Below are 21468 nucleotides of genomic sequence, written 5' to 3'. Positions count from 1 at the left end.
GTGGTCTCCGTGAACCCGGTCTCGCGCCTCCGCAGCTCGAGCCGCTCCCCCTTCCTGCAGGTCGTGAAGACCGCGGTCGCGGTGGTCGCGGCGGTGCTGCTCTGTGAAGTCGTCATCCGCGGACCCTTCCCGACCTTCGCGGCGATCGCGGCGCTGCTGGTCGTGCAGCCGAGCATCAACCAGTCCTTCGTGAAGGGTCTGGAGCGCAGTGCCGGCGTCGTGCTCGGCGTCGTGCTGGCGACCGGGCTGCACTTCCTGCTCGGCGACTCGGTGTGGGTGGTCCTCGTCGCGATCGTCGTGTCGATCCTCATCGCCTGGGCGCTCCGGCTCACGCCGACCTCGGCGACACAGGTCGGCATCAGCGGGATGCTCGTGCTGACCGCCGGGGTGGTCACCCCGAACTACTCGGCGGACCGCGTCCTCGAGACCGTGCTGGGCGCTGCGGTGGCCCTCGTGGTCAACGCCGTCATCGTGCCGCCCGTGCTGCTCCGCCCGGGCCACCTCGCGGTCGCCCGGCTGGCCCGTGACACCGCGGTGGCGTTCGAGCGGGTCGCGATCGGTCTCACCGAGGGCTGGGACCACGACCGGTGGCACGACGCCCTGCTCCGGGCGCGCTCGCTCCGGCAGCAGCATGCCAAGGCCGACGCCGCACTGACCGCGGCGCGGGAGTCGCTCACGATGAACCCGCGCGGCGGTCGGCACCGGATGATCCTCGACCGGGACGTCGCCGTCACCGAGCACCTGCGGGTCCTGGTCACGCGGGTCACCGGCATGACACGGGCCATCCGTGACAACGCCACGCCCGACCTCCGCGCCGACCCGATGGTGGGACGGATCGCGACCGAGGTGGCCAGGATCGGCGCCGACGTCCGGGCACTCGGACGGCAGGTGGAGTCCACCGAACTCGCGATGACGGAGCCGGAGGCCTTCGCGGAAGAGTCCGAGCCGGCCCTCACCGCACCGCTCGAGGTCGTCCGGCCGAACTCCCGGCACTGGATCCTGATCGGTGCCCTGCTCGAGGACATCCGGCGCGTGCGCGAGGAGCTCCTCGGCGAGGACGACTGAGCGCGCGGCCCTACGTCAGCGTCGTCGTTGCGGTGGCCGCCACGGTGGCGGTGCCGACGATGTCGCCCCAGATCACGCGGCTGGGCACCGTGGGGTCGGAGGCGACCACCTCGGCAGCCGCGAACCGACGGAGCTCGGCGACCACGGCCTCCTGGCCGGCTTCGCGAGCGGCACGGCTGGCGACGTCCGGGACGGCGGCGCGGAGCTCGGCGACCACGCGGTCGCGGCTGACGCCCTCGAGCTGCGCGAGCGCGCCGACGCCCTTCCACGCGGCGTCGAGCTCGGCACGCAGTCGGATGACTGCCGGGTGGTCGGAGTGGTCGTTCATGGGTCCCCCAGAGACAGGACGGTCTGTCGGGTACATCCCGTCCTGCCGGGGAGCCTAGCAACGACACAAGCAGTCCTCATGTCCCTCGATCACGGGGCACGCTGTGACGAGATTCAGTCAGGATCGAGGTCGCAGCCCCACCGGACGACGGTTCGATGCCACGATGGGTCCCAGGAGGTCACTATGCGGCTGTTGGTGGTCGAGGACGACGACGAGATGCGCGCCCTCATGGAACGCGGTCTCGCCGCCGAGGGGTACCGCGTGACCGCGGTCGAGAACGGTGTCGAGGCGCTCATCGCGCTCGGGGACAACGCCTTCGACCTGGCGGTCGTCGACGTGATGATGCCCGGCATGTCCGGGTTCGAGCTGGCGCGACGCATCCGCGAACGGGAGGACCCCGTGCGGATCCTGCTCGTCACCGCCCGCGACGGCGTCGACGACCGGGTGTTCGGCCTGGACGCCGGTGCCGACGACTACCTGACGAAGCCGTTCGCCTTCGCCGAGCTCACCGCCCGGCTCCGCGCACTCGGCCGCCGCGAGGCCGCCGGGGCCCCGCGCGTCATCGAGGTCGGCGACGTCGCCATCGACTCCGAGGCCCGCCGCGTCTCCATCCAGGGGCAGCGCGTCGCCGTCAGCCCGACCGAGTTCGCGCTGCTGCGGCTGCTCGCGCGCTCCGTCGGCACGGTCGTCGACCGGCCCAAGATCCTCGAAGAGGTCTGGGACGGATCGCAGCACGTCGACCCGAACGTCGTGGAGCAGTACATCTCGTACCTCCGCAAGAAGCTGACGTCGCACGAGGCGACCGTCGCGATCTCCACCGTGCGCGGCCGCGGCTACCGACTCGACCTGCTCGGGTCCTGACGCGCCGCGACGTGCTGCGCTTCATCCGGCCGCTCCGGCTGCTCTCGCTCCGGTCGCGGATCACGATCGGGTCGACGGCGATCGCCGCGGTGGTCATCGTGCTGCTCGTCCTGGTGATGCGCTTCCAGGTCGTCAGCGTCGTCGCGTCGGCCACCAGGACCCTGCTCGACGCCGACGCCGATCCGTACGTCGCGACGCTCGAGGTCGACAGCGATCCCGACCTGTCCCCGCCCGGCAACGCGCAGCTCGTCGCCGTCGTGTCTCCCAAGGGCGAGATCCGGCTCTCCACGATGCCGACCCGGGTCGAGAACGCCCTCGGCAGCCTGACCACGACCGCCGCCGGCACGAACGTCATCACCGTGTCCGGCTCGCAGTACCGCGTCGTCGTCGAACACCCTGTCAACCAGGCGGGGCGCTGGACCGTCGTCGCCGCCCGCAACGCGCAGGCCGAGGCGATCGTCGTGGACGACCTCACCACGACCCTCTCGATCACCGGCCTGGCGATCCTCGTCGCCTTCGGCATCGCCTCGTGGGTCCTCGCCACCGCCGCGCTCCGTCCGGTGAACCGGATGCGGCGCGAGGCCGAGCGGCTCTCCGTCGCCCCCGAGCGCGCCGAGCTGCCGGTCGGGCCGGCGCAGGACGAGCTGGCGTCCCTCGCCATGACGCTGAACGCGTTCCTGGCGCGGACCCGGCAGGCGACCGAGCGCGAGCGCCAGATGGTCTCCGACGCCAGCCACGAACTGCGCACCCCGCTCGCGATCCTCACCACGCAGCTCGACCTGGCCTCGCTCGACACCGGTGACGCCGCCGCGCTGGCCGAGCACATCGAGCGGGCCAAGAACAACGTCGCGCGGTTGTCCCGGCTGGCGAACGACCTGCTGACGCTCTCCCGCATCGAGGAGTCCGAGCGCGCCGGTGACACCGACCAGCAGGCGCTCTCGACGTGGTCGGACCTGGGCGACGAGGTCATGGCCGCCGTCGACCGGGTCCGGTTGATCGCGAGCACGAAGGACGTCACCGTCGACTTCGACCTGGAGCCGCCGGCTGGGGGTGCGGGGGCGGGGTCGGCGTCGGGGTCGCCCTCGGGTTCGGATTCGCCCTCGGACGAGGCCCGGTACCGGCTCGACGCCGGCGGCATGGCCCAGCTCGTGACGAACATCGCGGGCAACGCGGTCTCCGCACTCCCCCGAGGCGGCGGCGTCCTCGTCACCTGGCGCAGCACGCCCGAGTTCGGCGAGCTCCAGGTGACCGACGACGGGCCCGGCGTGCCCGAGTCCTTCGTGCCGGTCGCCTTCGACCGCTTCACCCGCCCCGACGAGGCCAGGAAGTCCCGCCCCGCTCCCGACCCGGCCACCGGCACGATCCCGCTGCCGGGCGGCTCCGGCCTGGGGCTCGCGATCGTCCGTGCCGTCGCCGAACGGGCAGGAGGCACGGCGTCCCTCCGCAACGTCCGCTCCGGTGGTCTCGAGGTCACCGTGCGCGTCCCCGTGGCGCGGTAGCGCTGCGCGGCAGCCCTCGCTCGTGCCTCGCCCCGCCACGCCTGCGTCGAGTGGTCACGACGCCCCGCGCGCGTTCGGCCGAGTGGGCGGTCGTCGTCGCTGCGCGACGCTCCGACCGACGGGTCGTGGCCGGTGGGCGGACCTGAGCGGGGTGTCGCGACCGCTCGCGGCGCGGCCGGGCGGGAGGCTCGGTGCCAGCCCGCACCGAGCCTCCCGCCCGGCACGTGCTCACTGACGTCGGCACGGCCGGCGCGGCGTCGCATCGCGTAGCTGCGCAGATGCGCCGCTTCGCGCGAGTGGGCCAGTCCACGCGGATGCTCCGCTCCCCGCGACGTCGCGGCGGACTGCAGCGCCTGATGCCCCTCGCACCGCGCCCCGTGGCGCACATCGCGCCCCGGTACCCGCGGGCGCGATGCCCGCAGCGGGGCGCGGATGGCGTGCGGGCACCGCGGCGCCCGCGTCACTGGAAGTCGCGGGACCTCGTCCTGACCGCCAGCGGGAGGCGCTCGATGCGGTCGGCCACGACGTTCACGACGCCGTCCTGCGAGCGCTCGAGGATCCCGCGGACGACGACCGCCGGTGACTCCCGGGCAACTCGCCGGTACCGCCCCCACACCCCGACGCTGCAGATGACGTTGACCAGGCCGGTCTCGTCCTCGACGTTGAGGAAGGTGATCCCCGACGCCGTCGCCGGACGCTGCCGGTGCGTCACGATGCCGCCGACCTCGATCCGCCGACCGTTCTCGGCCGTGGCGAGGTCCTCGACGCTGAGCACCCGCTTCGCCCGGAGCCGGTCGCGGAGGTGCCCGACGGGGTGGTCGTCCGTCGTCATGCCCGTCGACCACATGTCCGCGATGAGCACGTCGCCGCTCGTCATCTGTCCGAACAACGGCGGCTGCACGACGACCTGCGTGTCCGGCAGCTGGTCTGGGCGCTCGGCAGCGGCCTGGGCGGCCGACCACATGCCGCCGCGGCGGTCGACCCCGAACGGCGCGAACGCGTCGGCGGCGGCGAGGGCCTCGAGCTGTGCCGTCGTCAGGCCGACCCGACGGGCGAGGTCGGACATGTCCGTGAAGGGCCCGTTGGCGTCGCGCTCGGCGACGATCCGCTCGGCGCTCTTGCGTCCGAGCGAGGCCACCTCGGCCAGCCCGAGCCGGACCGCGGAGGCGCCGTCCCGCCGGTGCTGTGCGGTGTCGTCGGGCCGCGCCTTGTCGAACGGCAGCACGGGTGGCTGCTCGGCGGCGAGACAGGCATCGTCACCGTGCGACCCGGCACCGTGTCCGTCGAGGGGCTCCAGGGTTGCGTCGACCGCCGAACGCAGGATGTCCGGACGCAGCACCTCGACCCCGTGTCGTCGAGCATCGGCCACCAGGGTCTGCGGCGAGTAGAACCCCATCGGCTGGGCCCGGAGCAGCGCCGCGAGGAAGGCCCCCGGGTAGTGCAGGCGCATCCAGGCGCTGGCGTAGACGATGAGCGCGAAGCTGATCGAGTGGCTCTCCGCGAAGCCGAAGTTCGCGAACGCCTGGATCTTCGCGTAGATGGTGTCGGCGTCCGCTCCGTGGATGCCGTTGTCCGCCATGCCCGCGTAGAGCTTGTCGCGCAGCCGGTCGATCTTCTCGTGTCCGCGTTTGGACCCCATGGCACGCCGCAACAGGTCGGCGTCGTCTCCCGAGCAGTTGCCGACGGCGATCGCCATCTGCATCAGCTGCTCCTGGAACAGCGGCACACCGAGGGTGCGTTCGAGCACCGGCTCGAGCGACGGGTGCATGTAGGTGATCGGTTCCTCGCCGGTGCGGCGCCGGATGTACGGGTGCACCGCGCCGCCCTGGATCGGCCCGGGGCGCACGAGCGCGACCTCGATCACCAGGTCGTAGAACCGGCGCGGGAGCAGTCGGGGCAGCGTGCCCATCTGCGCGCGGGACTCGACCTGGAACACCCCGATCGTGTCCGCCCGGCACAGCTGGTCGTAGACGCCCTGTTCCTCCTTCGGGATGGAGTGCATCTCCCAGCGTTCCCCGCAGTGCTCCGCCGCCAGGTCGAACGAGTACTGCAACGCCGCGAGCATGCCGAGCCCGAGCATGTCGAACTTCACCAGCCCCATGTACGCGCAGTCGTCCTTGTCCCACTGCAGCACCGTGCGGCCGTCCATGCGGGCGTGCTCGATCGGCACGACCTCGCCCACGGGCCGGTCGGTGAGCACCATGCCGCCGGAGTGGATGCCGAGGTGCCGGGGGAACCCGAGGACGTCGCTGGCCAGCCCGACGACCTCGGCCGGGATGTCGTGGTCCTGGCTCTCGGTGACGGACCCCCAGCGCTCGACCTGCTTGGACCAGGCGTCCTGCTGCCCCGGGCTGTGGCCGAGTGCCTTGGCCATGTCCCGCACGGCGCCCTTCGGGCGGTAGGTGATGACGTTCGCGACCTGCGCGGCGTTGTACCGGCCGTACTTGTCGTAGACGTACTGGATCACTTCTTCTCGGCGGTCCGAGTCGAAGTCGACGTCGATGTCGGGCTCCTCGTCACGCATCGCCGACAGGAACCGTTCGAACGGCAGTCCGTAGCGGATGGAGTCCACCGCCGTGATCTCCAACAGGTAGCAGACCGCCGAGTTCGCCGCCGAACCACGCCCCTGGCAGAGGATCCCCCGACCCCGGGCGTACTGGACCATGTCGCGGACGATGAGGAAGTACCCGGGGAACTTCTTGTCCTCGATCACCGCGAGTTCGCGTTCGATGCGCTCCCGCTTGTGGGGGTCGACGCCGTCCGCGCTGCCCGGGTACCGGCGCCGGGCGCCGTCCCACGTGAGCTCCCGCAGCCACGACATCGCAGTGTGGCCGTCCGGGACGTCGATGTCGGGCAACCCGGGCTGCACGGTCTTCAGGCGGAAGCCGAGTTCGTCGGCGAGCGTCACGCTGTGCTCGATCGCACCCGGGTACCGCGCGAACCGACGGGTCATCTCGGCACCGGAGCGCAGGTGGGCGGTGTCGGCGGCCGGCAGCCAGCCGTCGATCTCGTCGAGGCTGCGCCGTGCCCGCACCGCGGCGAGGGCCGTCGCCACGGGGAACCGGTCGGGTGTGGCGTAGTGCACGTTGCCGGTCGCGACGACGGGCAGCGCATGTGCGGCCGCCAACGCGGCGAGGGCGTCGTTCCTGGCGCTGTCGAGCGGGTCGCCGTGGTCGAGGAGCTCGACGACCACGTTGCCGGTGCCGAAGCGGTCGAGCAGCGCGCGCAGGGCGGTGTCGGCCGCGGACTCGCCGCCGTGTTCGAGCGCCTGTCGCACGGCACCCTTCCGGCAGCCCGTCAGCACGCGCCAGTGTCCGCCCGACCGCTGGGCGAGGTCGTCGAGGTCGTACTGCGGACGGCCCTTCTCGGACCCGGCGCGCAGGTGGGCGCTCGTGACGGCCCCGGCCAGCCGGTGGTAGCCGTCCTGTCCGTCGGCGAGCAGCAGCAGGTGGGAGCCCTCGGGGTCGGGGACCCCGTTCTGCGGCTCGGTCAGGCCGAGGGAGAGCTCGGTGCCGTACACGGTGCCGACGGTCGGGTAGGCCTCGGCGACCTCCGCCATCCGGGCAGCGCCGTAGAAGCCGTCGTGGTCGGTGAGCGCGAGGGCGTGCAGGCGCAACCGGGCGGCTTCCTCGAACAGGTGCTCGGGCTGGCTGGCGCCGTCGAGGAAGCTGAACGTGGAGTGCGCGTGCAGCTCCGCGTACGGCACGGTGGGTGCGTCACTGCCCTGGGCGACCTCGGACGGTTCGTACCGCGCACGCTTGCGCGACCACGCCGGGCTGTCCCCGCCGTCGCCCTCGTGTGCCGTCCCCGGGCTCCGTTTGTCGGACAGCGCCCGCTCGAACTGCGACCACGGGATCGGTGGGTTGTCGTACCCCATCAGCTGCTCCTGTTCACGTGGCGACCGCCTCTGCCCACCAGCGGTGGTCGGCGAGGACCAGGTACCAGGCCCGTCCCTCGGCGTCGACGAGCTGCAACCGGTGCAAGCGCCGACCGCCGGCGTCCCACCAGCGCACGACGAGCGGCCAGGGACCCGCCCACGCGGTCACCGCGGCGAAGCCACCGCCGCGGTCACCCTCGGCTCGGAACCGGCCGGGCGTGCCCGAGAGCACACCGCGGTCGTCGACGTCCACGCTGCCGCCGTCGACCGTGACGACGTCCACGGGGCGGGGACGCTCGAGCACCGTGGCCGGGGGCGGCCCGGGGAGCTTGCCGGGCCAGGGGCGGTCACGGACGGCGCCGAGGTCGGCGGGTGGCGCGTCGCCCCACGGCACGAGCACCATCCGTTCGGACAGGGTTCGCCCACCGCCGATGCGCGGGGTCACCACGCCGTCGTGTCCGACCATGCCCTGCACGCGGGCGAGCCCGTGGTGGACCCGCTCGTCCGGCCCCGACCCCCACAGCCCGCGCTCGTGGTTCGCCATGTCGTCGACGGCGACCGGTTCGAGGACCACCGACGTGACCGGGGCCTCGAGCCCGGTGGGGTCGACCCCGCCGGCGAGCTGCCAGCGCACCCGGTCGACCACGTCGGCGGCGTCGAACCAGCGGGGGTGGGTCCAGGTGCGCTCGAGCAGGATGTCCCGTTCGTCGAGGATCCCCACGCGGATGGTCGTCGCGACGAGCCCGGCAGCGCGGAGCCGGGCGGCGAAGTCGTCGGCCGACCGGCGGAACGCGAACGCGATCTGGTCGGCACGGTCGAGCGCCGGCTCGAAGGAGGCCTCGGTCCGGAGCTCCGGCGGGATCTCGCGCGCGGAGATCTCGCGCGGGTCGCGGCCGCCCGCCAGTCGGTGCAGGAACGCCCCGGCGAGCCCGAACCGGTCACGCACCTGTTCGTCACGCAGCGCGGCGAACGCCCCGAGCGTGGTGATGCCGAGGCGGTCGAGCACCGACGCCAGGTCGGCATCACCCAGCACCCCGAGCGGCAGCGGCGCCAGGAAGTCGGACGACCCGTCGACGGGCACGATGCGCACCCGCTCCCCCGGCCGGACCGGACGTGCCCTGGCGGCCTGCTCCGCCGCGAACGGGGTGTCCGCCACGCCCGCACGGACCCCGGGCGCACCGTGGTCGGCGGCGATCCCGGCGAGCGTGGCCGCTGCGGCGCGTTCACCGCCGTAGTAGCGCGCCGGCCCACGGGAGCGCAGCGCGAGCGTGCCGGGACGCAGGACCTCCACCCCGGGCACCGCTGCCTCCACGGCCCGGATGACCGGCTCGAACGCACGGTGGTCGAGGGCGTCGTCGTAGGACTGCACCACGAGGTCCGTGCAGCGCGCCTGGGCCTCCCGCATCCGGAGCCCCCGGACGACACCGTGCTGCCGCGCGGACGCCGAGCTCGCGTACACCAGGCCCTTCGACACCACCGCGAAGGGCTGCTCCGGCGGGGCACCGGCGGCCCGGGCAGCGGCGATGACGGGCCAGTCCGGGCACCAGAGCACGATGGTCCTGGTGGGCGGGGGCTCGGGCAGGGCTCCGCCACCACGGACGATCGCGTCGACACGGACGCGCTGCTGCCCGATCACGACGCCACCGCCACGGGCCGCAGGTCGCCGCGCACTCCGTGCTCGCCGCCCCCGGGCAGCGCCACCGGCATCGGCGTCGCGGTCCGGACCACACCGTCGGCCGCCGGCAGCAGCAGTTCGGCGCTGAGCGGACGCACCGCGCCGGCACGACCGGTCGCCGTCACCGTGGCCCGACGCTCCGTCAGGTGGCCGTGCCCCTGTCCGATCCCCGACCACGTGGACGACGTGACGCGCAGCGTGACGTCGGCGCCTGGCCACGACCCGAGGGCGACGAGCGCTCCCCCGCGCTGCCGCAACCGGGCGGACAGGCGCGCGACGTCACCGGGCACGACCCGCCCGAGCGGACGGGTCAGGACGATCTGTGCGACGTCGGCCATCGCCGCGGTCACGGCGAGCCACTGGTCGCCCGGGTCGGGCACGAGCACGAGGCGTTCCAGGTCGATCCCGGCGGCCGCCGCGGCTTCGATCCCGAAGGACGGCACCCCGACGACCGCGCACCACGCCCCCGCGGCAGAGGCTGCCTGCAGCATGGTCATCGCGAGCAGGACGGACTCGGGCACCGCGTAGGTGCCGCCTGCCCGGATGGCTCCCCCGGGCAGCAGGGGCTCCAACGCCGCCGCCGTGGGGAGCCCCGCCGTGTCCAGGCGGGTCGACTCCATGTCGTCGACCCGCGAGCGCAGCGACGTGATCCGGTCGAGTGCCGCGCGGGCGTCCCGGAGGTGGTCGGCAGCACCGACACCGCTGACGGCAGCGTCACGACGCCCGGGGCGCTCGGCGCGGTCCCCGGGCGAACGGAGTGCCGTCGCCGTCTGCATGCCCTCATATTCGAACATGTGTTCGATGATGTCAATCGCGTCCGACATTCGTGGACATGCGTTCGAACACCCGTTCGATCAGCTCACCAGGAAGCGACCGCCCCCACGCTCCCCAGCACCGACCGTGTCTTCGTCTCGACCTCGTCCGCTTCGTCCTGCGCGACCGAGGACCACGTCACCGCGCCGCCGGCACCGAGCGTCCGCGACCGCACGCCGTCCGCACCGACCACCGTCACCAGTGTCCGGATGGCCACCGACAGATCCGCCGCCCCGCTCGCCGAGAAGTAGCCGATCACGCCCGAGTACACCCCGCGCGGCACATCCTCCAACCGGTCGGAGGTGGCCATCGCGCTGATCTTGGGCGCACCGGTCATGGACCCTGGCGGGAACGCCGCCCGCACCACCGCCGCTCGCGAGGTCCCCGCCGGCACCACGGCACCGATCGTCGACACCATCTGGTGCACGCTCGCGTACGTCTCGACCTCGCACAGCCGATCGACGTGCACCGACCCGGGCGTCGCCGTCCGCAACAGGTCGTTCCGCAGCAGGTCGACGATCATCACGTTCTCCGCACGGTCCTTGACGCTCGCTGCCAGCTCGTCGCGCACCACCGCGTCCGCCTCGGGGTCCTCGAGCCGTCGTCGTGTCCCCTTGATCGGCTCGGCCAGCACCCCGCCGTCGGCGTCGATCCGCAGGAACCGCTCCGGCGACCGGCTCGCCACCCGCAGCGGTCCGAGCCGCAGGTAGGCACCGAACGGCACCGGGTCCACCGCCCGCATGCGCAGGTACTCGTCGAGCTGCGGGTCCGTGCCGGAGCCGACCCGAGCCTCCCGAGCGGCCACCGGCAGGGCGAAGGCGGTGGTGAGACAGACCTGGAACGCGTTCCCCTCGCGGATCTCGGCGCGGCACGCGTCGACCGCGGTCTCGTACGCGGCGCGCGACACGCGTCCGGTCGCCACCGACCCGGCCGGGAGGCTCGGGGGCACGTCGACGACGTCGACCGCCGGTGCCGGGGTGCCCACCGAGTCGAGCCATGCCCGGTTAGCGGCGCTGGCCGCCGGTTCGGCGTCGCTCACCAGGGCGAGTGCCCACGCGGCGCCGTCGTCGCGGACGACGACGGCACGGTCGACGAACCGCAGGTCGGCGTCCGCGTGGCCGCCGGCGGTCCGGTCGGGTCCGCCGGACTCCCGGCCGAGCTCGTAGCCGAGGAAGCCGACCCAGCCGAGCGCGAACCCGAGGCCGACGAGGGGCTCGTCGAGGTGCGGGGTGGCGGCGAGCAGGTCGTCGAGCACGGCGAACGCGGGGCGGTCCTCCGATCGGTCGATGCCGAACCACGACCGTGCCGGTGTCGAGACGTCGATGACGGCGGAGCGGGCCTCGTGACGGAACCGGACGGCGAAGGGGCCGTCGCACGGGGCGACGACGGACCACCGTGCCCGGCCGGCAGCCGATGCGGGCGCGCCAGCGGGCAGCGCGGAGTCGAACCAGACGAGGTCGCCGTCCTCCGATCGGACGATGGACGCGAGGTCGACTCCGTCGACCCGACGGGACTCGATCCTCAGACGGCCGCGATCGTCCATGCGGCCGCGTGTGCTGCGCCGGGGGCGAGCACGACCAGGCCGCGGTCCTCGCCCGCGTTGAACGCGTCCGGCGCGCAGGTCATCGGCTCGACGGCGAGGCCCGCACGGTGGTACTCCGGCACGACGTGGTCGGCGGTGTGCACCTGGGCCCACCCGCACTCCGTGCCGAAGGTCACGCGCACGCCGTGCCCGTCGGCGGCGGTGACGGTGATCGCTGCCGTGCCCTCGGCGTCACGGTCGAAGCCGGTGAAGGCGTGGTCGATGAAGCGGGTGCCGACCAGGGTCGGCGTGCGGAGGTCGAACTCGTCGTGCACGGGGACGAGCTCCGTGGGCACGAGCCGGTCCTCGGTGACCTCGAGCACCTCGGCGGCGGGCAGGGTCAGCGTCCAGTCGTCGACGCTCCCCGCACCCGCGGAGAGGTACGGGTGCGGGCCGGTCCCCCAGGGTGCCGGGCGGTCGCCGGCGTTCGTGCCGGTCACGGTCGTGTGCAGGCCCTCGGCGTCGAGGCGGTACTCCACGTGCACGACGACACGGAACGGGTAGCCCTCCTGCGCCTGGACGGTCGTCGTCAGGGTGACGCGGTCGGCCTCCTGCTGCTCCACGGCTAAGTCGACCCATGCGACCAGACCGTGCAGGGCGTGGGAGCGCTTCGGCTCGGTGAGGGCGAGCTCGTGGTCCTGCCCGTCGAACGTGTAGCGGCCGTCGACGACGCGGTTCGGCCACGGGGCGAGGACGGCGCCGCGGAACACCGGGCGGACCTGGTCCGCCGCGAACGGGACGACGAGGTCGCGGCCCCCCTGCCGGAGTGCGCGGAGCGTGGCTCCGACGGTGGCGATCTCGGCGGTGTACCCGGCGGCGGCGATGGACAGCTGCGTGCCGGAGAGGGGGGCGTCGTTGCTCATGCGCTCAGCGTAGCGAACGGGCGCCTCCCGACCGGAGACCGGACCGCCGACAACGACTGAAGCCCCGCTCTCCGTGAGGAGAGCGGGGCTTCGCGGGTGGATCTGAGGGGACTCGAACCCCTGACCCCCTGCATGCCATGCAGGTGCGCTACCAGCTGCGCCACAGACCCATTTTGTTCCTCAGGTTCCCCCGAGGCACCAGTGAAGCGTACACCATGGCCGACCCGGGGAGCGAAATCGCGGCGGCACCCCGGGCGCGTCGGCGTCAGGCGTCGGCCGAGGCATCCGCCGGGGCGTTCGCGGCGACGACGTCGAGCGTGATGGTCGGGCAGTCCGACCAGAGGCGCTCGAGCGAGTAGTACTGGCGGTCTTCCTCGTGGAAGACGTGCACGACGATGTCGCCGAAGTCGATGAGGACCCAGCGGCCTTCGCTCCGGCCTTCACGGCGGAGCGTCTTGGCGCCGGCCTGCAGCATGCGGTCCTCGACCTCGTCGGCGATGGCCATCACGTTGCGCTCGTTGCGCCCAGTGGCGAGGAGGAACACGTCGGTCAGCTGCAGCGGGCCGGTCACGTCGAGGGCCACGAGGTCCTCGGCCTGCTTGGCGTCGGCGGCGCCGGCGGCGACCTGCACGAGTTCCAGAGCACGGGTGGAAGCGGTCACGGAGTCCTTCCGGTTGTCATCCGGCAGGACACCGGACGGGACACGATCATAAGCCACGCCACCGACGGCGGCGTGGTGTCGGTCGACCGAGGAGGTCGACAGCAGTAGGGCGACGCGGACGTCAGGACCCGAAGAAGTTCGTCGAGACGAGCGCCACGATGATGACGGTGGCCGCGGCGACGCAGACACCACCGACGGTGATCCCGAGGATCATCGGCACGCGCGACTCCTTCGGCTTGGCGGCCGCGAGGACCACCTGCCGGGTGGACGTGTGACTCGACACCGCGCGGCTGGCCCGGACGGGGCTGGCGTCCGTCTCGGGCTGCTCGTCGTGTTGCTCGAGCAGGCGGTCCACCTCGGCACCGTCGATCGGCCGGTGCGACCCGGTCGAGGACAGCGACGCCGGCAGGTCGATCGAGCCGGTCAGGATGACCTCACCCGTGGCGTTGAGCGCACCCGTGGGGTCGGCCAGCGCCGAGTTCGGCAGGATGATCGCGTTCGAGCCCGTCTCGGCGACCCGACGGATGCCGGTCGCCTCGTCGTGGACCTCGGTGTCGTTGGAGTCGTGCGCCTGCGTGGACCAGTGTCCGACGGGGGTGGCGAACGTGGTCGTCATCGGCTTCGGCTCGGCCGGGCGCACGAAGGCCACTCCGGGTGCTGCCTGCGACGTCGGTGCATCAGCGGGGACCGGACGGTCCTCTCGCTGGACCGGGACCTCGTTCGTGTCGTCCTCGTCGAGGGACAGCGGGAACACCCCGGGCGTCGACGCGGCAGCGTCCGGTGCAGCCGTGGTGTCCGTGAGCACGCCGGCCGGCAGCTCCGACGCGCCGTCGACGTCGGGCGAGCCGTCCGTGCTCGCGTCGCTCTCGTTGTCGCCGGCCTGCGGCGCCCAGGTCGAGCGGTGGCGGCGCGGCTCCTCGGCGTTCGCCGCGGCTTCCTCGAGCGGCTCGAGGGCATCCGGAGACCCGTCGGCGGCGGTGGCCTGCTCGACGGCAGCCTCGTCGAGGTGCGTGGTCGCGGTGGAGGGCTCCTGCCAGTCCGACGGCTCGGCGGCCGGGTCGGGCAGCGGCGCGGGAGCGGAGGCGTCCGTGGACTGCTCGTCGGCAGGGTCGTCGGAGGTGGGCGACGCGGGAGGAGTCGCCCCGGCGAACCCGGCGGGAGCGGTCGGCGGCGTGGTGTCGCCCTGGTCGCCCTGCAGCTCGGCGACCGTGCCCAGGACGTCCTGCACCGTGCGGTCGGACGACTGGGGTGCCGGGTTGCGCAGCGGCACCGGTCCGGTGGCCTGCCCCTCGGCGGCGCGCATCTGCCGGATCTGTCGGCGGGTGAGGCCGCCGGATCCCGGCACGATCTCCGTTGCGGAGGCCGGGGGCTGGTCCGGCACGCCGGCGGACGAGGTCGGTGCTGACGGCACGACCGGCCCTGCGGACTGCGCGGGGCCGGGAGCCGCCGGCGCGACGTGCGAACCCGGACGACGACGTGCGCCGTCGACGGAGGTGGGCTGGGGTGCGGCCACGGTCGGCGGCGGGGTCACAGGCTGGCCCCCGGCCGAGGCTGCGCGCTCTCGCTCGCGCGCCTGGCGCCGCGACAGGGGCGGCTGCGCGTCGGACGGACTCATGCAACGCTCCGATACAGGTGGTGCTTGGTGATGTACTGGACGACGCCGTCGGGCACCAGGTACCAGACGGGGTTGCCGCGTCGGACCCGGTCGCGACAGTCGGTCGAGGATATCGCCAGGGCCGGGACTTCGAGCAGACTCACGTCACGCTCGGGGAGCCCGGTGATGCTCAGGTTGTGGCCCGGACGGGTGACCGCGACGAAGTGCGCCAGGTCCCACAGGCCATCATGATCCTTCCAGTCGACGATCTGCTGGACGGCGTCTGCGCCCGAGATGAAGACGAGCTGCGCGTCGGGACGCTGTTCGTGCAGGTCCTGGAGCGTGTCGACCGTGTACGTCGGGCCGGGACGGTCGATGTCCACGCGACTCACGGTGAACATCGGGTTCGACGCGGTCGCGATGACCGTCATCAGGTAGCGGTGCTCGGCGTCGGTCACACCGGACTTCATGTAGGGCTGTCCGGTGGGGACGAAGACGACTTCGTCGAGGTCGAACGACCTGGCGACCTCGGACGCGGCGACGAGGTGGCCGTGGTGGATGGGGTCGAACGTGCCGCCCATCACACCGATGCGGGGCCGCCCCGAGCTCTCGAGCATGGAGCGGCGCGTCAGATCTTGGTGTGGCCGTACTCGTCCACACCGGTCTCGTGGGTGCGGGTGGCCTCGAACTTGTTCGAGTGACGGTACGCGACGTCACGGAAGGACCACGTGACGAAACCGAGGAAGGCGAAGAACGCAGCGGCCACGACCGGGAAGATGAACGCGGGGACCGACGAGGCGTTCTCGGCGGCTTCAGCGAGGAGGGTCATGGTGCGGTGCTCCGATCGGTCGAGGAAGACTGTGGGCCAGTCTAGCCGCGGATCTGACCCTGTCCGCGCACGACCCACTTCGTGCTGGTGAGTTCGGGCAGCCCCATCGGTCCGCGCGCGTGCAGCTTCTGCGTCGAGATGCCCACCTCGGCGCCGAAGCCGAACTCGCCGCCGTCGGTGAACCGCGTCGACGCGTTGACCATCACCACGGCCGAGTCGACGGCCTGCAGGAACCGCTCGGCGGTGTCGACGTCGTTCGTCACGATCGACTCGGTGTGGTGCGTGGACCACCGCGCGATGTGCGCCATGGCGGCGTCGACGTCCGGGACCACCCGGATCGAGAGGTCGAGGTCCATCGACTCGGTCGCCCAGTCGACGTCGGTCGCACGGAGCACGCCGGGCACGATCGACCGGGTCGCGTCGTCGCCGCGGAGGGTCACCCCGGCGGCACGGAGCCGGTCCGCCAGGGTCGGCAGGAGCCGTTCGGCGGCGGCCTGGTGGACGAGCAGGGTCTCGAGCGCGTTGCAGACGCTCGGCCGCTGGACCTTGCTGTTCAGGACGATGTCGACGGACCGCTCCAGGGGCGCCGACGCGTCGAGGAAGACGTGCACGACGCCGGCGCCGGTCTCGATCACCGGGACCTGTGACTCGGTCACCACCGTCTGGATGAGCGACGCGCTGCCCCGCGGGATGAGCACGTCGACGAGCCCCCTGGCACGCATCAGCTCGGTCGCGCCCGCCCGGCCGAACTCGTCGATCGTCTGGACCAGCGCGCGTGGGAGCCCGACCGACTCGACCGCGTCCTGCAGCACCCCGACGAGCACCGCGTTCGTGCGTTCCGCTGCCGATCCGCCGCGCAGGACGACGGCGTTGCCGCTCTTGAGCGCCAGGCTGGCGATGTCGACCGTCACGTTGGGACGGGCCTCGTAGATCGCGCCGACGACGCCGAACGGCACGCGGACCTGACTGAGCTGCAGGCCGTTCGGCAGCACCGACCCGCGCACGGACTGGCCGACGGGGTCGGTGAGCCCGACGACGTGTTCGACGGCCGTCGCGAGTGCGTCGATCCTGCCCGGGTCGAGTCGGAGCCGGTCGAGGAGTCCCCCGGCGAGTCCGCCGTCCTCACCCGCGACGAGGTCGAGGTGGTTCGCCGCCACGATGTCGTCCGTGGCCGCACGGACCGCCCGGGCGACGGCCAGGAGCGCGGCGTCCTTCACGGCGGTGGTGGCGGTCGCCAGGGCGCCGGCCGCGGCGCGGGCCGCCACCAGCTTGTCGGTGAGGGTCGGGGCGGGGGCGGTCAGCGACATGGGTCGATTGTAGGACCGGCACCACCCGCGTGACGGCGGCAGTCAGCGACCGGCACGACCCACGTGACGGCGGCAGTCAGCGACCGGCACCGCCCGCGTGACGGCGGCAGCCCGGCAGCGTCAGGACTGCGACCCCGCGTGGAACCAGGTGCCGACGTGCTCCCCCGCCAGGGCCCGGTCGACCAGGGACGTCGCGGTGACGAGCACCGCGGTGCCCGCCTCGGCCGCGAGTCGTGCCGCCGCGACCTTCGTGCCCGCTCCCCCGGTGCCGACCCCGGCCGAGCCGACCGACCCGAACGTGACACCGGCGAGCTCGTCCCCGAACGGGACCTCGTCGATGCGTTCGGCGCCCGGCTGCTCGGGTGGCTTCGTGTACAGGGCCTCGACGTCGGAGAGCAGCACGAGGGCGTCGGCCCCGAGGAGCCGCGCCACCAGCGCTGCGAGCCGGTCGTTGTCGCCGAAGCGGATCTCGTGGGTGGCGACGGTGTCGTTCTCGTTGACGATCGGCAGCACCCGCAGGGCGAGCAGCCGGTCGATCGCCCGCTGCGCGTTGACACGGTGCGTCGGGTTCTGCAGGTCGCCGGCGGTGAGCAGGATCTGCGCCGCCACGACGCCGTGCCGGTCGAGCTGCTGCTGGTACCTGTACATCAGCACGTTCTGCCCGGTGGCCGCCGCTGCCTGCTGGGTGGCGAGGTCGTCCGGACGCCCTTCGAGCCCGAGGAACGGGAAGCCCGTCGCGATCGCCCCGGACGACACCAGGACGACCTCGGTGCCGCGCCCGTGGGCGATGGCGAGGGCGTCGACGAGGGAGCCGATCTGGCCCGCGGCGTCACCCGACACCGACGACGACCCGACCTTGACCACGATCCGCCGGGCACGCGGGAGATCGGCGCGCTGGCGCACGGGGCCGAGGGCGGTCGTGTCGGTCATGCGGCGGTCAGCCCTGCTCGTCCTCGTCGTCGGCCCACATGCCGGACTTCCGCTCCTGCTCCAGCTCGGCACGGGCGGCGGCCTTGGCGTCCATCCGCTCGTAGTAGTTCTGGCGACGCTCGTTGCTCGTCTGGCGCCCGCTCGAGTCGAGTCGCGCGTCGGTGCCGCGGGCGCTCGTGATGAGCTCGGCGGTCGAGGTGAGGGTCGGCTCCCAGTCGAAGATCATCCCGCCGTCGCCGCCGATGACGACGGTCGAGCCCGCGACGGCACCGGCCTTGAACAGGCCGTCCTCGACACCGAGCTTGGCGAGCCGGTCGGCCAGGTAGCCGATGGCCTCTTCGTTGGTGAAGTCGGTCTGCTGCACCCAGCGCTCCGGCTTCGTCCCGCGGACGCGGTAGAAGCGGTGCTCCTCGCCGCCCTCGGCGCGGACGGTGAAGCCGCCCTTGGCGTCGACGGCCTTGGGGCGGATGACGATGCGCTCCGGGACGGGCTCGGACGCCTTGACGAGACGGGCCTGCTCGACGATGCCGCCGAGGGCGAAGCTCAGCTCGCGGAGGCCCTGGTGCGACGCGGTGGAGATCGGGAAGACGCGGTAGCCGCGGGCCTCGAGCTCCGGGGTCACGAACGCGGCCAGCTCGGCGGCGTCCGGGACGTCGATCTTGTTCAGGGCGATGAGCTGCGGGCGTTCGAGCAGGGGCAGCTGGCCCTCGGGGACCGGGTAGCGCTCGAGTTCGTGGAGCAGGACGTCGAGGTCGCTGATCGGGTCGCGGCCCGGGTCGAGCGTGGCGCAGTCGATGACGTGCAGCAGGACCTCGCACCGCTCGACGTGACGGAGGAACTCGAGCCCGAGGCCCTTGCCCTCAGACGCGCCCTCGATGAGCCCGGGGACGTCGGCGACGGTGAAGCGGACCTCGCCGGACTCGACGACGCCGAGGTTCGGGGTCAGGGTGGTGAAGGGGTAGTCCGCGATCTTCGGCTTCGCGGCGGAGACCGCGGCGATGAGCGAGGACTTGCCGGCGCTCGGGTACCCGACCAGGGCGACGTCGGCGATCGTCTTGAGCTCGAGGCGGACGTCGCTGGCCTCGCCGTCGGTGCCGAGGAGCGCGAACCCGGGGGCCTTGCGCTTCGTCGAGGCGAGCGCGGCGTTGCCGAGGCCGCCCTGACCACCCTGGGCCACGACGATGCGCATGCCCGGCTCGGTCATGTCCGCGAGCACCTCGCCGGACTCGTCGTACACCACGGTGCCGACGGGCACGGGGAGCTCGAGGACGGCACCGCTGAGGCCGCTGCGCATGTCGCCCATGCCCGGCTGGCCGTTGCGGCTGGAGCGGTGCGGCGAGCGGTGGTAGCCGAGCAGCGTGGTGACCTGCGGGTCCGCGACGAGCACGATGTCCCCGCCGTCGCCGCCGTCGCCGCCGTCCGGACCGGCCAGGGGCTTGAACTTCTCGCGACGAACGGACACGCAGCCGTTGCCGCCGTTCCCCGCGCTGAGGTGCAGGATCACGTCGTCGACGAACGTCGCCATCGGTTGTTCACTCTCCGTAGACCAGAGGCGACCGGAGCCGCCAGTGACGGCCGGGGCCGTCGAAACACGAATGAGGGGCAGGCACACGGCCCGCCCCTCATCCAGAGAACTGTGTCGTCAGACGCTCACGGCGTCGACGATGTTGATGACCTTGCGGCCACCCTTGGTGCCGAACTCGACCGAGCCAGCGGCCAGGGCGAACAGCGTGTCGTCGCCACCCCGGCCGACGTTCGCGCCCGGGTGGAAGTGCGTCCCACGCTGGCGGACGATGATCTCACCGGCGTTGACGACCTCGCCACCGAAGCGCTTCACGCCGAGGCGCTGTGCGTTCGAGTCGCGACCGTTGCGAGTGGAACTCGCACCCTTCTTGTGTGCCATTGTCTGCTCCCGCCTTACGCGATCTTGGTGACCTTGACGCGCGTGAGGTCCGCGCGGAAGCCCTGGCGCTTCTTGTAACCGGTCTTGTTCTTGAACTTCTGGATGATGACCTTCTTGCCGCGGAGGTCCTCGAGCACCTCGGCGGTGACGGTCACCTTCGCCAGGTCGGTCGCGGCGGAGGTGATGGTGTCACCGTCCACGAGGAGCACGGGCGCGAGCTCGATGTTGCCCTGGTCATCGGCCTTCTTGCGATCGATGGTGAGGATCGTGCCGACCTCGACCTTCTCCTGACGGCCGCCGGCGCGCACTACTGCGTAAACCACGTGGAAATCCTTACTAACTCTGCTTGAGGGAAGTCTCGGGTGTCTGTTCCTGCGCGACCACCAGCGGAACCGGTGGCCGGCGACACAGGCAGAACGGCCCGTTGACACCAGGGATCGAGCGTACTCGATGGGCATGGGTCCGGTCAAACGGCGACACGCACCTAGCATGGACGCGTGACCGTGTTGATCGACCCACCGACGTGGCCCGCCCACGAAACCGTGTGGTCGCACCTCGTCAGTGACCTATCGTACGCGGAGCTCCACGACTTCGCAGCACGTGCCGGTGTGCCACGCCGAGCGTTCGACCACGACCACTACGACGTGCCCCAGGCGCGGTACGACGAACTGGTCGCGCTCGGCGCGACCCCGGTGCCCGGGCGCGAGCTGGTGCTCCGCCTGATCCGGAGCGGTCTCCGGGTCGCCCAGCGGGACAAGCGCGGCTTCTGAGGCGCCCCAGGACGGCACTGGAGGCCCGTGGCGGGGTCGCCACGAGCCTCCAGTCCGGTGGGTGCCCTGTCCAGGGCGGCCGGGTCAGCGACCCGGCGGCGGTCCCCACTGCTGCTGCGGGGGCGCCCACTGCTGCTGCGGCTGCTGCTGGGGCTGGACGGTCGCCGGCGGGACCGCGTCGGCCGGACGCACCGTGCCGGGGGTGCCGGACGTCTGGCGGCCGGCGCGGCCTCGGGGACGGCCGAGCCAGAGCCAGGCGACCGTGGCGGCGGCCAGGAGCATCGCGGTCAGCGGGACCCCGCGCTGCAGCGGTGACGTCAGGACGTCCGTGAGCAGGCGCCTGGGCCCGGCGTCGACGGCTCCGTACGCCCCGGTGACGACCCCGACGAGCGCCAGGGCCAGGGTGCCGGCCGCGCCGCCGAGGACTGCGCGGAGCAGGACGACGGGGAGCGGACTGCGCCGCGTGATCGGCGTCAGGAACGCGAGCGCCAGGAAGGCGCCGGCGTAGAACGGGAACGGCGTCAGGAACACGGCCGTGGCGAAGCTGAGCACGACGCTGTGGCCGCCGTAGGCGCCGAACGGGCCGACGTACAGGCTCGTGCCGATCATGCCGAGGAGGCCGGACAGGGCCTGCACCGCGAGCACCCCGACGACCGCGATGGCGGCGCCGGCGACCGCAGCGCCGGAGGCACCGGGTGCGAAGGCCCTGGTCGGGTCCCCCGCAGGCCGGGGAGGCCGGGGCGGGAGGTACCCGCCACCGGCCGGACCCCCACCAGCCGGACCGCCGCCGTGCTGCTGCTGATGCTGCTGCTGTTGGGCGTACTGCTGCGGCTGCGGCTGCGCCGGCTGCCACCCGGCGCCGTAGTACCCGCGGTCGTCCGGCTGCGGGCGGTGCTCCGGGTTTGCCACCC

20 protein-coding genes and 1 tRNA gene are annotated in these 21468 nt (G+C 72.7%); 4 read left to right on the top strand and 17 right to left on the bottom strand.

The window, feature by feature from the left end; translation table 11 throughout:
* The first annotated feature begins 9 nt into the window (after positions 1–9).
* Positions 10–1065, top strand: coding sequence for an FUSC family protein (locus ITJ54_RS10205; RefSeq protein ID WP_194627930.1), 1056 nt, complete (start codon positions 10–12; stop codon positions 1063–1065).
* Positions 1066–1075: 10 nt separating this feature from the next.
* On the opposite strand, the gene ITJ54_RS10200 is transcribed toward ITJ54_RS10205, so the two are convergent.
* Positions 1076–1393, bottom strand: a complete 318-nt coding sequence (locus ITJ54_RS10200) for a hypothetical protein (protein ID WP_194627928.1) — start codon at positions 1391–1393, stop codon at positions 1076–1078.
* Between the two features lie 183 nt (positions 1394–1576).
* Between ITJ54_RS10200 and ITJ54_RS10195 the strand changes: the two genes are divergently transcribed.
* Positions 1577–2254, top strand: a complete 678-nt coding sequence (locus tag ITJ54_RS10195; protein WP_071274172.1) for a response regulator transcription factor — start codon at positions 1577–1579, stop codon at positions 2252–2254.
* Positions 2255–2265: 11 nt separating this feature from the next.
* The gene (locus ITJ54_RS10190) at positions 2266–3753 is read left to right on the top strand and encodes a HAMP domain-containing sensor histidine kinase (protein WP_323741674.1); all 1488 of its coding nucleotides are present in this window, start codon (positions 2266–2268) and stop codon (positions 3751–3753) included.
* A gap of 460 nt (positions 3754–4213) precedes the next feature.
* Here ITJ54_RS10190 and ITJ54_RS10185 read toward each other — a convergent pair whose 3' ends face one another.
* The 15 genes from ITJ54_RS10185 to rplU all read right to left on the bottom strand — a co-directional run bounded on the left by ITJ54_RS10185 (position 4214) and on the right by rplU (position 20110).
* Entirely contained in the window at positions 4214–7630 is a 3417-nt protein-coding gene (locus ITJ54_RS10185; RefSeq protein ID WP_194627926.1) for an error-prone DNA polymerase, read from the bottom strand.
* Between the two features lie 13 nt (positions 7631–7643).
* Entirely contained in the window at positions 7644–9266 is a 1623-nt protein-coding gene (locus ITJ54_RS10180; protein ID WP_194627924.1) for a DNA polymerase Y family protein, read from the bottom strand.
* Positions 9263–10099 (bottom strand): hypothetical protein, encoded by an 837-nt coding sequence (locus tag ITJ54_RS10175; protein WP_194627922.1) that lies wholly within the window; start codon positions 10097–10099, stop codon positions 9263–9265. Before ITJ54_RS10175 ends, ITJ54_RS10180 begins: the two co-directional genes overlap by 4 nt.
* 65 nt (positions 10100–10164) lie before the next feature.
* Entirely contained in the window at positions 10165–11661 is a 1497-nt protein-coding gene (locus tag ITJ54_RS10170; RefSeq protein WP_194627920.1) for an anthranilate synthase component I family protein, read from the bottom strand.
* Positions 11640–12563 (bottom strand): aldose 1-epimerase family protein, encoded by a 924-nt coding sequence (locus ITJ54_RS10165; protein WP_194627918.1) that lies wholly within the window; start codon positions 12561–12563, stop codon positions 11640–11642. The genes ITJ54_RS10170 and ITJ54_RS10165 overlap by 22 nt, the downstream gene beginning before the upstream one ends.
* Before the next feature lie 97 nt (positions 12564–12660).
* A tRNA-Ala gene (locus ITJ54_RS10160) sits at positions 12661–12733 on the bottom strand.
* A 95-nt stretch (positions 12734–12828) separates the two neighbouring features.
* Positions 12829–13224 (bottom strand): ribosome silencing factor, encoded by a 396-nt coding sequence (gene rsfS, locus ITJ54_RS10155; protein WP_194627916.1) that lies wholly within the window; start codon positions 13222–13224, stop codon positions 12829–12831.
* A 121-nt stretch (positions 13225–13345) separates the two neighbouring features.
* A complete protein-coding gene (locus ITJ54_RS10150) occupies positions 13346–14635 on the bottom strand; it encodes a hypothetical protein (RefSeq protein WP_194627914.1) in 1290 nt (429 codons plus the stop codon).
* Positions 14636–14835: 200 nt separating this feature from the next.
* Positions 14836–15435, bottom strand: a complete 600-nt coding sequence (gene nadD / locus ITJ54_RS10145; protein ID WP_194627912.1) for a nicotinate-nucleotide adenylyltransferase — start codon at positions 15433–15435, stop codon at positions 14836–14838.
* An 11-nt stretch (positions 15436–15446) separates the two neighbouring features.
* A complete protein-coding gene (locus ITJ54_RS10140) occupies positions 15447–15647 on the bottom strand; it encodes a hypothetical protein (RefSeq protein WP_194627910.1) in 201 nt (66 codons plus the stop codon).
* A gap of 41 nt (positions 15648–15688) precedes the next feature.
* Entirely contained in the window at positions 15689–16954 is a 1266-nt protein-coding gene (locus tag ITJ54_RS10135) for a glutamate-5-semialdehyde dehydrogenase (protein WP_194627908.1), read from the bottom strand.
* A gap of 120 nt (positions 16955–17074) precedes the next feature.
* Positions 17075–17884 (bottom strand): glutamate 5-kinase, encoded by an 810-nt coding sequence (gene proB, locus ITJ54_RS10130; RefSeq protein ID WP_194627906.1) that lies wholly within the window; start codon positions 17882–17884, stop codon positions 17075–17077.
* A gap of 7 nt (positions 17885–17891) precedes the next feature.
* Positions 17892–19409 (bottom strand): GTPase ObgE, encoded by a 1518-nt coding sequence (obgE, locus tag ITJ54_RS10125; protein ID WP_194627904.1) that lies wholly within the window; start codon positions 19407–19409, stop codon positions 17892–17894.
* Positions 19410–19526: 117 nt separating this feature from the next.
* Entirely contained in the window at positions 19527–19787 is a 261-nt protein-coding gene (gene rpmA / locus ITJ54_RS10120; protein ID WP_071274202.1) for a 50S ribosomal protein L27, read from the bottom strand.
* A 14-nt stretch (positions 19788–19801) separates the two neighbouring features.
* Positions 19802–20110, bottom strand: a complete 309-nt coding sequence (rplU, locus tag ITJ54_RS10115) for a 50S ribosomal protein L21 (RefSeq protein ID WP_071274205.1) — start codon at positions 20108–20110, stop codon at positions 19802–19804.
* A 174-nt stretch (positions 20111–20284) separates the two neighbouring features.
* Between rplU and ITJ54_RS10110 the strand changes: the two genes are divergently transcribed.
* Complete coding sequence (locus tag ITJ54_RS10110) at positions 20285–20557, top strand: DUF4031 domain-containing protein (protein WP_194627901.1); 273 nt, start codon at positions 20285–20287, stop codon at positions 20555–20557.
* Positions 20558–20641: 84 nt separating this feature from the next.
* Here ITJ54_RS10110 and ITJ54_RS10105 read toward each other — a convergent pair whose 3' ends face one another.
* Positions 20642–21466 (bottom strand): hypothetical protein, encoded by an 825-nt coding sequence (locus tag ITJ54_RS10105; RefSeq protein WP_194627899.1) that lies wholly within the window; start codon positions 21464–21466, stop codon positions 20642–20644.
* Between the last annotated feature and the right edge of the window lie 2 nt (positions 21467–21468).

It is taken from the genome of Curtobacterium sp. VKM Ac-2865, assembly GCF_015350905.1.
Lineage (GTDB): Bacteria > Actinomycetota > Actinomycetes > Actinomycetales > Microbacteriaceae > Curtobacterium.
Note: the sequence above shows the minus strand (reverse complement) of the source record. Positions and strands in the feature narration are given on the sequence as shown.

Coding starts and splice junctions, on each gene's coding strand:
- ITJ54_RS10185 (WP_194627926.1), bottom strand. CDS start 7,630: ATGGGGTACGACAACCCACCGATCCCGTGGTCGCAGTTCGAGCGGGCG.
- ITJ54_RS10200 (WP_194627928.1), bottom strand. CDS start 1,393: ATGAACGACCACTCCGACCACCCGGCAGTCATCCGACTGCGTGCCGAG.
- proB (WP_194627906.1), bottom strand. CDS start 17,884: ATGACCGACACGACCGCCCTCGGCCCCGTGCGCCAGCGCGCCGATCTC.
- ITJ54_RS10195 (WP_071274172.1), top strand. CDS start 1,577: ATGCGGCTGTTGGTGGTCGAGGACGACGACGAGATGCGCGCCCTCATG.
- ITJ54_RS10170 (WP_194627920.1), bottom strand. CDS start 11,661: ATGGACGATCGCGGCCGTCTGAGGATCGAGTCCCGTCGGGTCGACGGA.
- ITJ54_RS10140 (WP_194627910.1), bottom strand. CDS start 15,647: ATGACCCTCCTCGCTGAAGCCGCCGAGAACGCCTCGTCGGTCCCCGCG.
- ITJ54_RS10135 (WP_194627908.1), bottom strand. CDS start 16,954: ATGTCGCTGACCGCCCCCGCCCCGACCCTCACCGACAAGCTGGTGGCG.
- rpmA (WP_071274202.1), bottom strand. CDS start 19,787: ATGGCACACAAGAAGGGTGCGAGTTCCACTCGCAACGGTCGCGACTCG.
- ITJ54_RS10175 (WP_194627922.1), bottom strand. CDS start 10,099: ATGTTCGAATATGAGGGCATGCAGACGGCGACGGCACTCCGTTCGCCC.
- nadD (WP_194627912.1), bottom strand. CDS start 15,435: ATGCTCGAGAGCTCGGGGCGGCCCCGCATCGGTGTGATGGGCGGCACG.
- ITJ54_RS10165 (WP_194627918.1), bottom strand. CDS start 12,563: ATGAGCAACGACGCCCCCCTCTCCGGCACGCAGCTGTCCATCGCCGCC.
- obgE (WP_194627904.1), bottom strand. CDS start 19,409: ATGGCGACGTTCGTCGACGACGTGATCCTGCACCTCAGCGCGGGGAAC.